Source organism: Litorilituus lipolyticus (genome assembly GCF_006439335.1).
Taxonomy (GTDB): domain Bacteria; phylum Pseudomonadota; class Gammaproteobacteria; order Enterobacterales; family Alteromonadaceae; genus Colwellia; species Colwellia lipolytica.
Genome location: NZ_SAWY01000026.1, coordinates 1 through 14,002 on the forward strand (window position 1 = coordinate 1; position 14,002 = coordinate 14,002).

At 39.7% G+C, this 14,002-nt stretch carries 11 protein-coding genes; all 11 read right to left on the minus strand.

The window, feature by feature from the left end:
- Positions 1-230 precede the first annotated feature (230 nt).
- The 11 genes from EPA86_RS11830 to EPA86_RS11880 all read right to left on the minus strand — a co-directional run bounded on the left by EPA86_RS11830 (position 231) and on the right by EPA86_RS11880 (position 13,930).
- Positions 231-524 carry a hypothetical protein gene (locus EPA86_RS11830; protein WP_140603873.1) on the minus strand — a complete coding sequence of 98 codons (294 nt, stop codon included), beginning with the start codon at positions 522-524 and terminating at the stop codon, positions 231-233.
- A 502-nt stretch (positions 525-1,026) separates the two neighbouring features.
- On the minus strand, positions 1,027-1,434 hold the full coding sequence (locus EPA86_RS11835) for a hypothetical protein (protein ID WP_140603875.1): 408 nt from the start codon (positions 1,432-1,434) through the stop codon (positions 1,027-1,029).
- A gap of 484 nt (positions 1,435-1,918) precedes the next feature.
- Positions 1,919-2,272 carry a hypothetical protein gene (locus EPA86_RS11840; RefSeq protein WP_140603877.1) on the minus strand — a complete coding sequence of 118 codons (354 nt, stop codon included), beginning with the start codon at positions 2,270-2,272 and terminating at the stop codon, positions 1,919-1,921.
- A 413-nt stretch (positions 2,273-2,685) separates the two neighbouring features.
- On the minus strand, positions 2,686-4,065 hold the full coding sequence (locus EPA86_RS11845; protein ID WP_140603879.1) for a tetratricopeptide repeat protein: 1,380 nt from the start codon (positions 4,063-4,065) through the stop codon (positions 2,686-2,688).
- Positions 4,066-4,113: 48 nt separating this feature from the next.
- A complete protein-coding gene (locus tag EPA86_RS11850) occupies positions 4,114-4,719 on the minus strand; it encodes a TonB family protein (protein ID WP_140603919.1) in 606 nt (201 codons plus the stop codon).
- A gap of 45 nt (positions 4,720-4,764) precedes the next feature.
- Positions 4,765-5,175 (minus strand): ExbD/TolR family protein, encoded by a 411-nt coding sequence (locus tag EPA86_RS11855; RefSeq protein ID WP_140603881.1) that lies wholly within the window; start codon positions 5,173-5,175, stop codon positions 4,765-4,767.
- Positions 5,176-5,234: 59 nt separating this feature from the next.
- Complete coding sequence (locus EPA86_RS11860; protein WP_140603883.1) at positions 5,235-5,762, minus strand: MotA/TolQ/ExbB proton channel family protein; 528 nt, start codon at positions 5,760-5,762, stop codon at positions 5,235-5,237.
- 3 nt (positions 5,763-5,765) lie between these two features.
- Positions 5,766-7,181 (minus strand): MotA/TolQ/ExbB proton channel family protein, encoded by a 1,416-nt coding sequence (locus EPA86_RS11865; protein WP_170309643.1) that lies wholly within the window; start codon positions 7,179-7,181, stop codon positions 5,766-5,768.
- A 2-nt stretch (positions 7,182-7,183) separates the two neighbouring features.
- The gene (locus tag EPA86_RS11870) at positions 7,184-7,990 is read right to left on the minus strand and encodes a DUF3450 domain-containing protein (RefSeq protein WP_140603885.1); all 807 of its coding nucleotides are present in this window, start codon (positions 7,988-7,990) and stop codon (positions 7,184-7,186) included.
- Between the two features lie 296 nt (positions 7,991-8,286).
- Entirely contained in the window at positions 8,287-10,953 is a 2,667-nt protein-coding gene (locus tag EPA86_RS11875; protein WP_140603887.1) for a TonB-dependent receptor domain-containing protein, read from the minus strand.
- A gap of 139 nt (positions 10,954-11,092) precedes the next feature.
- On the minus strand, positions 11,093-13,930 hold the full coding sequence (locus EPA86_RS11880; RefSeq protein WP_140603889.1) for a hypothetical protein: 2,838 nt from the start codon (positions 13,928-13,930) through the stop codon (positions 11,093-11,095).
- Positions 13,931-14,002: the final 72 nt, after the last annotated feature.

Sequence of the window (14,002 nt, forward strand, 5' to 3'; positions counted from 1 at the left end):
TTGCTCAAGCGCAAATCATCAGGGCGATAGCGTAATAAAGCTAACTAAACGCCGAATGTAGAGCTGCTGTCAGATCTTCTAGTTATAAGAAAAAGCTATTGCTTGACAACGGGGAGTCCATGTAGCCCTAATAATGGGCAAAAAATTGTTGGCTAAAATGTTGAGGAACGAAAACAGCCAACTGTTTTTTGTCCTTGTTTATTAGCTTGTTATGTTTTTAGAACACAAGTCTAATTGATATTAAAGGCTAAATATACCGCTAAAGGTAAAGGCCCTGATATTGAAACTAAAGTGTAAAATGTTAGCTTTTTAATATTGCTATCACTTCTTTCTCGGAAAAATCTTGAAGAGCCATACCAAATTAAAAGTGGATAAATGACAAACCAGATATTTAATAAATCAAAAAGCGGTTCCGAAATTTGATCCGGTGTATGTTCCATAAAGATTGCAATTGCCATCGCATGAATATAACCAAGCACACAAAGGCATGACATTATATTGATAGCAACTAGAAACTTAATCACCGAGCTTTCCCTAAAACATAACGCTTATATTAAACGGCAAAGTAACTTTGGCTACACTGCGCGAAGCGCGAGCCAACTGTTACGTGTCCGATTTGAATTACCTTGTTATTTGATGGTAGCGGAAAACTACCAACGAAAACAAGAGCTTTTAATTAAATGGCAGCCCGACCGTAGAACTAAAATGTGCCCAGCGACACGACTTACCAAACCGTGATTTTTGAGCCAAACACGAAAGCTAGAACAAAGTTAATGGCTTTACCGCAAAGTTACTTAAAAAGCGTAAAGCCTATTAGCGACAATAACCAAAACGCTTAGGCGAAAACTGAGGCGTAACCCACTAAACCAATTTAGAAAACACTGCTCTTACAATAAAATAATAACTTGATTTCGTGGAGCCAAATAACGCCCTCGTTAATGGGCAAAATATTGTTGGCTAAAATGTTGAGGGACGAAACACAGCCAACTGTATTTTGTCCAGATTAAACAGCTTGTTATATGCCGTTTATACGCAAGTTTTCTTTGTAATTCTTATGTTAGCAAATTGACCGCTAGCATAGTCTGTAGATAAAAGATCAACTATGATTGGCTTGCCTTGATACAAATACTTATTTAGCACGTCACTAGAACATACATAAGACTTAGTTAATTCAATATACTTTTTTCTTACTAGTTTGAAGTCACTTTGTTCAAGGGAAATACCATCAATTTTAACATGCAGATTGACATGTTCATTTCTAGTTTCTAAATACACTAAGCTTGATGTTTCTGCTTGTCCTTCAGCAATTATTCTTACATCTTCGAGTACTTCATCTTGTTCAGTGATACCTTCATATCGATAATAGATCACAGATAAGGCAAAGAATATAAAAGTAAATAAAACTCGATATTCCCTAAAACTCCGTTTGCTCATATTTCTCCATCGCCGTGACTAGGCATATAACGCCACAATAAGCGGCTAAGTAATTGTTGGCTAAAATGTGAAGCGAAGCGGAACCGAGCCAACTGTTACGTGTCCGTTTGATTGCCTTGTTAGTTGCTGCGCGTTAAATCACATAACTAACAATAAGTTACCATGTTCACGGAATAAGCGGAAGATGCAATAAATACAAACCGCAACTTTGCCGCTGAACATGAATTTTGAGCCGTTTACGCCTTTGCTAATTGTTTTCACCTGCAAAACTTAGGCGAAAACTGTGTAGCCAAAAGCATGATACGACTTTGTAAAACTAAAAATTAAAACAACAAAGGAAGGAAGAAAACACCAATCCTTTGATGTGAAATGCCGCACGTTTAATAAATAAATTTACTCGAACAAGTTGCGGCAACTAACGCCTCAATAAGAGGCTAAAAATTGTTTGCTAAAATCGCGAGGAATGAGCAACAGCAAACTGTTTTTAGTCCTGCTTGATTGACTTGTTAGCCATACTCGACTTGATTTCAACTGATACTCCTGAAAAGTAATCTTGATTGAACCATAGTAAGTTTTCTATTGGGAAGTTGGTTAAAGTTAACTTTACATCTGATTCCCATATTACTTCCAAGTTGTCTGGTTTCCCGTTTAAACCAAAGAAGCCATTGAATACTTTACCAGTTTCTACATCGACAATATTTATACCTGTTTGCCAGTTAGTCGTTGCACCGCAATCCGAATAACCAAGCTTCGCAATTTTTTTGCCATTTGGAGAAGTAAATTCTGCTACGTCGGTATAGGAGCAAAGTGATGGCCCTTCAATGTCAAAAAGATCCATCCCATAACCTATAGCCTTAAATCCAAACCAAATAAAAAAGCAAACAGCTCCAAGATTCCAGACTGATTTCTTAACCCTTGCTACAACGCTCATGCAGATCCTTATGTATGGCTAACAGCTTATTAGGAGGAAAAATTCCTTGTTTAAACACGGACTTTTTCCTTCTTTCATGATTTTTAAAGTGTATACATTACGCGTTAAATTTCTGAAGTTCAAATAGTTATTAAGAAATGCTCTAACTGGTTGATGTGTGAAAGGAGGATTTTTTCCTTCTTTCACGCAAATTGGTTAAATTGGCGTGGTACTGTATAAAACCTCATGATTGACTTCATATTAAATATGCATAAAAAAAGCGCCTTCAGGCGCTTTTGGTTCTAATAAAACACTTAATCATTCATCGTTTATTGGGGTAATTAATTTAGCATCGCTAAATGTACGTTGTGATTACGTTGTTCACGTTCTACATATTTAGCCCACTGCTCAGCTGTCTTTTTCGTTTTTGGCAGCTTAACAGCTTGAGCAAAAGCTTGCAGCGATTGTTCAAATTGTTTTAGGTTAAAGTTTGCCATGCCTTGTACTAAGTACATATTACCTAAATGCATTTTCAGTTCTTTTTCGCTTGATGCTCTTAACGCTTCATCATTATTGTTTGAGGCGGTTAACGTAACATTAATACGAGTAAGCGCAGTGTTTGCGGCTACAATAGCTGCCTGCCATTGCTCATTATTTAATAAAGCTTGCGCAAGCATAGCATCGTACTTGCCTGATTCAGTAATCATACTTAGTTGCGTTAATATTTGAATTGCTTTGTCATCTTCTTTCGCGGTTAAGTAAGCACGCGCAATCACATCAAGGCTTTTTTCATCAGCAACTGCCGAGCCTTCATCGATTGCTTTTTGTAGTAATTTAGCGCTTTTATATGGTGCACCATGAAATAAGTAAAGTTGCGCCAGTGTTGATATATCAGACGACTTAGTCACATAACCTGCTTGATATGCAGCTTCCATTACTGCTATTTGCTTTTCTTCTTGTCCAATTTCGCCATACATACCTGAAAGCTGCAACCAATACTCAGGTTTATCATATAAACGTACCAGTTTTTCCATCACTTTGGTGACTTGTTCAGGCTGCTTTAGCTCGTAATAAGCTGCACGCTGAAGGATTAACCAGTTTTCTTTGGGTATTTTATTTTCTTGCTCTGTCATCGCTATCGCGTCATTAATCGCAGCAAGGCTTTTGTCATACTGTTTATCTTGATAGTGCACTTGGGCAAACAAAATATGCTGATTTGCTGTTAAATCTTTAGGGTTTACTGCTTGCCATTTTTCAAGATAAGTTAATGCTTGTGCATAGTTTTGCTGTTGCATTGAAAGTTGTGCTAACGAATACAACGTAGAGATAATCAAACTATCTGGTATTGCTTTTTCATCAGAGATCACTTTATTAAAGCTATCAATCGCCATATCAACATCTTCATTGGCGTAGTACATAAAACCATAAAAGTTAAACAACATCGCTTGTTCATAGCTATTTAGGCTGTCTATCCTATCTTTTACTTGGTCAAGTACTTCAAAGCCTTCAATTTTGTCGCCTTCATCTGCCAGTTTTTGTGCTCTGGCTAGTTGTGCATAAACACGATTACGCATAGCAGGCACTTTCTTACTTGCTCGATAACTTTTATGTTCAACTTTTTGTTGCTCTGTTGCTTGTGCATAAGCTACAGAAGTTGTTACTGATGACAATGAAATCAGCCCAACACTGGCAAGTAGTAATAAAGAATTATTTAGTCTCATGGTAAATCCTTACTCATTTATTGGTAAAGGTAATGTGAAAATAGCTACCTAACCATCTATCTCAAAGGTTATACGGTTTTGTACGCCAGCAACTTCCATTGCCACACCATCAACAACACGTGGTTTGTATTTAAATTTAACCACGGCATCTAATGCTGCTCGTTCAAATACGCCTTCTGGCTTAGCGGCAATGACAACAGGATCTTTCACCGCACCTGTTTTGCTTACTACAAATTCAACAACGACAAAGCCTTCAATACCCCTTGCTTGTGCACGTCTTGGGTACACAGCGGCCACTTTCACAATTGGTAAGTAATCACCATCGTTACTATCAAGGCTTAGTCCACCAGACAAGCCAGCGTCGGTTTGAATATCAGCAGCAAACTGGTTTTTAGCACCTTGTGCATTAGGGTTAGCCTGTTGCAATGATGGTGTCACCATAGGAGGTGGCGGCTCTTTAGGCTTGGCAGGCTTTTGCGGTTTCCGCTCTTTTTTTACAATCGTTTCATCTTGTTTTAAGCGAATAAAATCAAGCACATTGCCTTTAACTGGCTCTGTCATTACGTCATTACCACCTGTTATTAGCTTTTGCATCCCCATTAAAAGCAACATGGTCATAATCAATGCCATGGTGCCAGCAATAACATAGCGAATACCACTTCTAAGTATTGGTTGAGTCATACCCTTTCCTTACACTTATTACGCTTCTTGGGCAGCAATCGATACATCAAAAACACCAGCAGCGCGTGCTGAATCCATGACTTTGATTAATATATCTGTTGTCGCTTTTTGGTCTGCTTGAATCACCACTGTTCCTTGTGGGTTTTCCGCTTTTAAACGTTCAATATTGGCTTGTACACTACGAATATCGACTTTACGCTTGTTAATCCATACGTCGCCTTTATCACTAATAGCCACTAAGATATTGGCACGCTCTTTTTTCACTGCGGTTGCCGCTTCAGGGCGGTTTACATCAATACCCGCTTCTTTCACAAACGAGGCAGTTACGATAAAAAATATCAATAAGATGAACACAACATCTAACATTGGGGTCATGTCTATATCTTCTTTTTCTTCTTGCTCTTGCAACATTTTATTTATATGACGCATAAGATTGTCTCTATTTTCTTGTTAAGTCGTTAACAATCAGCCTTAACTGAAAGGCTAATTTAGTGGCTTATCGTTAAACTATCAGCTAATAATTCGGCTTCTTTTTTGGCATTACGTTTTAACCAGGTGGCAGTAAACACCCCTGATAATGACCCAACCATGCCAGCCATGGTGGGTATGGTTGCGCGTGAAACCCCTGACGCCATTGAGCGAGCATTACCACTACCTGAAATTGCCATCACATCAAATACTTCAATCATGCCAGTTACTGTGCCAAGTAATCCTAATAGCGGACAAAGCACAACAAGCGATTGAATAAGGGCTAAATTTCTATTGAGCTTGGTAGTACCGCGTGAAATTAGCGCTATTCTAATTTGCTCTGCATTCCATGAGGTTTGATCAACTCGGTTATGCCAACTCGCAATTAAATGTTTTTTTAACGATTTGTAGCTATACCAAACAAAGACGAAGCGTTCGAAAATCATTAACCACATAATGAAGATAACACCGGCGATCACGGTTAATACTTGACCGCCCGTATCCATAAACTCATTAATGGCATTAAAAAATTCCATTAAAGCAATCACGGCTTATGCTCCTTGACCTTGCTCTACACGCTCAGATCTTTCCGCAATAATGCCGGTACTTTCTTGTTGTAAAATATTAATAATGCCTTTGCTGCGTCCATTTAAGTAAGCAAAGATAAACACCATCGGAATAGCTACAACTAAGCCAAGAACAGTAGTAACAAGCGCTTGAGATATACCACCCGCCATCAATTTAGGGTCGCCCGTACCAAACAAAGTAATCGCTTGGAAGGTATTAATCATACCGGTAACAGTACCAAGTAAGCCGATTAAAGGTGCTACTACTGAGATAATCTTAATCAAGGTTAACTTGCTTGATAATTTAGGTAATTCACGCAGTATTGATTCTGATAATTTCAGCTCTAAGCTTTCAGTATCTAAATTTGGATGCTTATCTTTTACCTGCATCACTCGTCCAAGCGGGTTGTCGCTTGAAGCAACATCTGTTTTTAGTTGACGATTAACTTTTCTACCGACAATCACTAAGTTAATTAAGCGCTCTAGTGCGATAAGTAAACCAATTAAGCCAATCCCTAAGATAATGTAGCCTATTGGACCACCTTGGTCGATACGCTCACGGCTATCAGGTGCTTGTACTAATAAGCTTAAAATTGAACCGCCCGTTGGGTCTAGGGCAAATGCCGTTGGTTCGCTTGAACCTTGGGCAATGTTGTCAATTAAGGCATCAGCCGTGTTTAAATAACGAGAAGATGGTTGACGAATTAGCTCAGCAACGGTGCCTGTTTCATCAATGTATTCTAGGTATTTACCATTTGAGATTAAGTTAAAACCACCTACACGGGTTACTACAGCTTGTTTACTTTCACCATTGGCTAACACTACATCACGGTTAAACTGTTTAATTTTTCCGCTTTCAGTCATCTCGCGTTGTAGTTCAAACCAAAGGCGTTCAATTTCTTCAATTGAAGCAAGTTTTGCGCTTGATCCCATACTTTGGGCAAATTGGTCTAAAAACTCACCGCGATTAGCTATTTCAGCAGAAATGACAGAAGTTTGAAATTTACTGCGTGTATCACCAGAGACTTGCTGTAACACACCAAAAAGCTCTTTCAGCTCACCTAGTCGTTTATCAAGAGCATCACTTTTATTTGCCAAGCTCACTTCGTTTGTTTCAAACTGCTGTTCTAGCTGCGCACTAAGTACCAACGCGCTATCGCGTTGCTGATTAATGTCGTTAAGCATGCGCTGTTGTTGATTAACTTTCGCTTTAAACTCAGCTTCTCGTGCTTGGTTTTGTGCGCTTTGAGCAATTTTACCTTGCTCAAGTTGGGTAAGTAGCTGGTCTAAGTTTGCCGCTTGTTGAGCAGAAGCAACAGTAACGACCAGTGATAATGAAACCGTTAAGCTTGCGAGCATTTTCTTCATTATATTTTTTGTTGTAAGCGTATTAGTAGACATAATTATTCTGCCCCTGAAGTTGAAGTCGACGATAACGGGATTAGCATTAAATCAGGTGCCAATTGCTTACGAGCAATACGCAATGCTTTATTAATACCCAAACGGTAATCTTGAGATAAAGGCTGCCATTGCTGTTTATCTTGCTGCCATTGTCCTAATTGGCTGCCATCTCGTGTTTGATACATTAAACTCACACGACCAACACGCAAAAAGTCCACATCAGTTTGCTGGCCATTTAGGGTTAATAAGCCGCTGTAGGCTTCAATAGTTCGGCCATAATCAACTTCCACTTGATAAGCCTCTAACACGCGACGAAACTTTTCTGACACGGCAATATCTGCACGGCTCATCATGGCATTTAAATCATTGATGCGCTTGCTACGTTCTTCTTCTAAAAAAGGCACGTCTAAGACGACAAATTCTTCTAATGTACTGATCATACGAGCCATTAGCGGAGATATTTGACGTTCAATAATGCTCACTTGTTCCATTGAATCAGCTAATTGCGATAACTCAGTCATTTGGTTATCAAGCTGTGCTTGCATTTGTTGGTTATAAACGTTTAAACCATCAAGCTCTTTTGTCACGGTATTAAATTGCTGTAATTTCGTGAGTTTTTGTTCACTTAATTGGTTCACTTTACGCTGTGACTCTGCCGCTGATTCGGTAATACTTTGTCCGGCAGAAACAACACTTGATAGTTGGCTATTTGTATCGGCTTGCCTTGTTTGGGCAAAGGTAGGTGAAAGCACAGTGCTTGCACTCAAACAAAGCAATACACTTGCTTTAGACAGTGAAGATAACTTCATAGGTTAACCTTATTTCATCAATTGTTTAAAGGCGCAAGAAGCTAACTTCTTGTACCAAAATGTATGAAGCGAAGTTTACTGATCAAATATGACACTAAAGTTGTAGAAAAGTGACACTTAGGTTTCACTAATATGTCAGTTTAATGAAGGTGATATTACTCAGTTTAGTAAGTACTAAGTTAAATGTGGCTGTAGCTATTGGGTAACCTAACGTTGGCTGATTTAAAAAAAGCAACAAAGTCTATCCGTGTACCTTGTTGCTAAAGCTAGTGTGATAACGGGGAGGTATCACATTTCTAGAAGTCCCATTTAAGTGAAACTTCAAAGCTGGTGCCTTTGGTTTCACTTCGAAGTAACGTGTCATCGAAGGTGATTTCTTTTTTCTGGTCTAAAATGTTTTGCACTTTAAACTTCACCGTTGAGGAATACGTTGGGTAGTAACTGTAGACAAAATCTAACGAGTGAAAAGGTTGCTCATAAGCATCATCTTTACCATCAATGCCTGGAATAATAATACGTTCAGCAAATACATTGTATGCCATAGTCGCACTATGGTTTCCGTTTGCTGCATCCCAACCAAAGTTCATATTAACCACCCAAGGTGAATGACCTGTCATAGCACGTGTTGGGTTAGTAATTGAAGTAGAGACACCTGTTTGTTCAACAACTTTTTGCGTATCAATGTTTATTTCAGATTCACTGATAGTGAAGTTACCTGACACAAAGAAACCTTCTGCATATTCACCTAAGAAATTAAAGTCTTTAAGAAACTCAACCTCTAAGCCGTACACATAACCATCTTCTGCGTTAGCAATACGAATTAATGGTGGACCATCTTGTGCAGGCGATTGCACCGCTTCAATAGGTTGATCCATGTCTTTGTAGAACAAACCTGCTGATAGGTTTTCGCCAGTTTCTAAATACCACTCCCAACGTAAATCAAAGTTGTTGATTGCGGTGCTTTGTACACTAGGTGTACCACCAATTGGGAAACCTGTCAGCGGGTCAATATAGGTCGCTGGCGCTACTTCACGAATATCAGGACGAATGGTTGTTTGAGCAAATGAACCTCTAAACTGCATGGTTTCATCTAATTCATACGTTAATGATAACGCACCAAAAACATCATCTTCTTTAAAAGACAAATCTTCTAAGTCTTGTAGTGTTGGTGGTTCATTTTTAAAATCAAATTTACCGGTTTTTGGGTCTAACGGTGCAACAACTTGACGGTAATCTTCATAGCGAAGCCCTGCCGTTACACGCCATTGCTCGGCGAAAAACACATCGACTTGCCCAAAGTAAGCATCAATTAATTGGCCTGAGAAATAATCATCACCTGCTACTGAGGTATCACGAATAACATTTTCATTACCACGTAATGGGTGATTAAGCATGACACCTTCCGTTAATATCTCATTCATTTGATGACCCGTTAAGTCTAGGTTATCAAACGCTAAGGTATTAACATCAATGCGTCTTGCCATGGCATCACGAGACTTCTCAACAAAATTTGCACCCGCTTTTAGTTCAACTTCAGAATCAGCAATCATTAACGGTAACGACACATTAAAACCGTAGTTTTCTACTTTGTCGTCTAAGTTTTGAAAGCCATAACGCGAAGCTGTTGTCGCTTTACGTAATGAGCTTTCATTAATGGGGTCAAAAATACCGTCTTCTGGCTGACCATTTGATCCATCAGCAATAATGTAGCGCGTTGAAATATTTCCTGGGGCATAACGGTTTGAGCGAGAGTCAGAATAGAACCAATCAACACCAAGGTTCCACCAATCTGACAAATTATGTGTACCACGTATTTGATTAGCGATCATTTCACGTTCTTCATAAATCACTTCACTATCACGTACACGTAGGCCATCAGAAATGGTAACGTTATTAGTGTTACCCAGCTTATCTTTTATTTCATCACGCGTGTCATGCAATATTAACGAGCTTACATCAATACGGTGATCTCGCTTGTATTCTAAGCCCATGTTTAACATGCCAGAAAAACGTACCGTGTGTTCAGTTGATTGCACATCATCAAAACCACGCACAAGCGACCAAGGACCATTTTCTTCTTGTTGAGTAAAGTCTTGCCCTTCGTATTCTTCTGATACTTGCCATTTATTGTCGTATGACACCGCACTTAGAAAACCAAAACGAAAATCGTCAAAATCAAAACGATTGCCTAAGGTAATATCTAGCCCGGTATTTGGGTTAATGCTCGTTTTTTTAGGGTCATAATCACGGTTCATTTCTGCAGCAATGATACGGTTATCTTCTTGAGATAAATCATTTAACGGTGTGTAACTTTGCCACAAATTACGCAATGACTCTGGCGCTTGGCGCGTACCATCATCAATACCGTACCAATCGTCATCACCACCATTGTACGTTAAACCATCATCAAAGTTATTGGTGTTACCACCAAGCTTACCTTGCATGTTAAAAACAAAGTCTGTTGGGATAGTTTTTAAACGTACATCAACGTTACCACCAGCAAAGTGAGCGGGCATAGACGCTGAGTAAGATTTTTGTACCGATAATGATTCAATGATTGATGATGGGAATAAATCAAGCGGAATAACAGTACGAGTTGGATCAGGGCTTGGAACCGAAGCACCATTAAGTTGCGTGCTTGAGAAACGCTCCCCCAACCCTCGAACATAAATATATTTACCATCAACAAGTGTGATACCCGTTACACGACGTAGCGCTGCCGCAGCATCTGAATCACCGGTACGAGAAATTTGTTCTGCACCTAAAATATCAGCAATAAACGCTTGGTTTTTACGTTCCTGCAATACAGCACTTGCTGTACCTTTTAAACGACTTGCTTTGACAACCACTTCTTCCATTGCTTCTGCATCATCGTTATCTTGCTCTGCAGCAACACTTGAGAAAGCGCTAAAACTTAAACCAGCAACAACAGCAAGCGTTAAGCGTGATAATTGTGTTTTCATTATTAACCTCATTCACTGGAGATTTTCAACATTTTCTGCAGGCTAATTCGCTTTAAAAGTTAATAACCTGTAGAGACAATCAATAAAAAACCGTAACCACACTTATTTTTTTTAAGCGTAGTTACGGCTGAGTCGCTAATTAATCAAGCGCTACTGTCCAATTGGCTGTCCAGTCATTGCTTCTTGATACTGCACCAATGTGGTTGGCATTATCAAAAAAGCTGTTTCCTGTGAAGTCTTTTGCCGGTGTTGTATCAATCGTGAAGATACCATCAACTACGTCGCTCATACCTGTTGCGGTGCTGTTAGCATCGTTTTGGTTTAATACCCAATCTTGCGTATCAAGTAACACGCTACCATCGTCAGCTTTAGCATTTTTGAAGTTTTCGCTACAAGCAAATACTGAGTTAGAAATAACCGTTTCGCCTGCTACAGCTTGTTGTGCAGTAACTGAGCTTGTTGCGCCACCTTCAATTTCTAAACACTCACCCATACCTGCTGCACCTGTTACCACAAAGTTATGTAGCTGTGCTCTAGTACCTTCGCGTAAGTAAACGCCTTCTGAGTCTTTATCAGCACTATCGAAGTTGTTACCGATAATCGTCATGTTAGCGATTGTTGGGTTAGATTGTGGCTCTTTCGCTGGTGATGAACCATCGTTGTCAGCTTCAATCGCGCGGTTAGCTTCGCCGTCGTTTGCATCATGTTTTACTAGTACATATTGAATGTTACCGCGGTAACCGTTATCCCAATCAACACTGTCATCACGGTTACCCGTTAACACTAAGTATTTAGCGTTTACTGTGCCACCGAAGAACTCAACGCCATCATCAGCATTTTCGTGAACTTGGATGTACTCAACTTTTGTACCAGAGCCTACAGCGCCAAAGGTAATACCGTTTAACTCATTGTCTGGGGCAATCTCATAACCTGCGTGCTTAACAACAACATAGCGTAATGTACCTGAGCTATCGCTATCATCTGTACCACCAAATACTGCGCCTTCTTCAACACCTTCAACTTGTAATGCACAGTCGCTGCCATCAGTAGGACACTTATTAGATTTAGCATTTCCAAGTAGAACTATACCGCCCCACTGACCAGCAGTTGTTTCTTCGCCGGTAATGTCTTCACTTGAAGTAAAGGTAATTGGTGCGCTTTGGCTACCGTTTGCTTCAATTTTGGAATCACGGCTTACCACTAAGTAATCACCACCTGAGCGACCAAAAATAGTAGTACCCGCTTCTATTGTTAATGTCGCACTATTTGCTTTATCTTCACCAACAAATACTGGGCCACTTAATGCGTATAAATTGTTAGCCGTTAACGTTAAATCGCTAGTAATAGTCCCGCTAATTTGACACGTTGTGGTGACACCGTCTGCTGCTGAAATAGCTGTAGTACCTGTTGGACAACCTTCAGTTTCAGCTGCTGCTGTAACAACACCTCCGCCGTAACCAAATGCCCAACCTTGACGCCAGTCATTGCTACCATCTAATGCACCAACATAATCAACACTGTCAAAGAAAGCATCTTGTGTTGAAGAAACATCTTGCCCAGCACCTGCTGCAATTAGTGGAGAGTTTGCATCTGGCACACCGTCTGAACCAATTAGAATAGAATTGCTAATTGAGTTTGAGCTTTCATCAGTAAACCATGTTTCTAAATCAAGTAATACTGAGCCATCATCTGCCTTAGCATTTTTGAAGTTTTCATCGTTATTACACGCCATGACTACATTTTGCATCACAATTTTGCCACTGTTTGCATTATCAACAGTCACAGATGATGTTGCGCCACCTTCAAACTCTAAACACTCACCCATTTCGCTTGGACCAGTGACTACCGTATTAAAGATTTTTGCTGCCGTACCCTCACGTAAATAAATACCTTCAGAATCTTTATCAGCCGTATCAAAGTTATTACCCACAATCGTCATATTTGAAATTGTTGGGTTTGATTGTGGCATTTTATCTGGGCTTGAGCCGTCATTATCTGCTTCAATGGCGCGGTTTGCTTCACCAGCATTTTTAGCATGCTCTATGTATACGTGCTGTAACATCCCTTTAAAACCGTTGTCCCAATCAACACTGTCATCACGGTTGCCTGTTAAAACAATGTGCTTAGCATTAACTGCACCACCAAAGAACTCAACACCGTCATCAGCATTAGCGTGTACTTGGATGTAATCAACCATAGTACCTGAACCCACACCACCAAACGTAATACCATTTAATTCGTTATCTGGTGCAATTTCATAGCCTGCATATTTCACCACAACGTATTTAAGTACACCTGAGTTATCTTCCCAATCTGTACCACCAAATACAGCACCTTCTTCAACACCTTCTACTTGAAGTGCACAATCGCTACCGTCTGATGGACATTTATTTGATGGCGCATTACCTAGAATGACTACACCACCCCACTGGCCAGCTGTAGTATCTTCACCCTTAACATCTTGTAAAGACGTCATGATGATAGGCTTAGTTTTGCTACCTTCTGCCATGATTTTAGCGTCACGATGAACAACAAGGTAATCATTACCTGATTGACCAAAAATAACCGTACCTGGCTCAACCGTTAAGGTTACATCGTTTGCTTCATTTCTTGCTTGATTTGCTTGAGCTGAAATACCACCAACCTCTAAAGCACCGCTAATGGCGTACATTACTGGCTTACCGCTAACACTAGCAACGAGTGTAGTATCTTCTTCGATATTGCTATCAAGTACCTGTACTTGCACATCAAAGCCTAACTCTGCCGATATCTCAGTACTTAATGCCGTATTAGCTTTACCTGGTAACTCAACACCTGTCCCTGGATCAGGGTTAGTAGGTGCAGGGTTATTGATAATAGTATCACCCACTGAATTATCGACTTCAGACGATAAGTTAATATCACCACCACATGCTGTTAAACCTACAGTTAGGGCTGTTGCTAATACGCTTAATTTAAAGTTGTTTTTAGTTTGCATTTCTTAGTTGCTCCGCAGCAATTAATGAAGGATTCATGTTGTTAAAATAAAATTTCTTTTTACTGTTTTTAA

Excerpts from the sequence above, each read along its gene's own strand:
- EPA86_RS11835 (WP_140603875.1), bottom strand. The coding sequence starts at position 1,434 with ATGAGCAAACGGAGTTTTAGGGAATATCGAGTTTTATTTACTTTTATA.
- EPA86_RS11840 (WP_140603877.1), bottom strand. The coding sequence starts at position 2,272 with ATGGATCTTTTTGACATTGAAGGGCCATCACTTTGCTCCTATACCGAC.
- EPA86_RS11845 (WP_140603879.1), bottom strand. The coding sequence starts at position 4,065 with ATGAGACTAAATAATTCTTTATTACTACTTGCCAGTGTTGGGCTGATT.
- EPA86_RS11855 (WP_140603881.1), bottom strand. The coding sequence starts at position 5,175 with ATGCGTCATATAAATAAAATGTTGCAAGAGCAAGAAGAAAAAGAAGAT.
- EPA86_RS11865 (WP_170309643.1), bottom strand. The coding sequence starts at position 7,181 with ATGTCTACTAATACGCTTACAACAAAAAATATAATGAAGAAAATGCTC.
- EPA86_RS11870 (WP_140603885.1), bottom strand. The coding sequence starts at position 7,990 with ATGAAGTTATCTTCACTGTCTAAAGCAAGTGTATTGCTTTGTTTGAGT.
- EPA86_RS11875 (WP_140603887.1), bottom strand. The coding sequence starts at position 10,953 with ATGAAAACACAATTATCACGCTTAACGCTTGCTGTTGTTGCTGGTTTA.
- EPA86_RS11880 (WP_140603889.1), bottom strand. The coding sequence starts at position 13,930 with ATGCAAACTAAAAACAACTTTAAATTAAGCGTATTAGCAACAGCCCTA.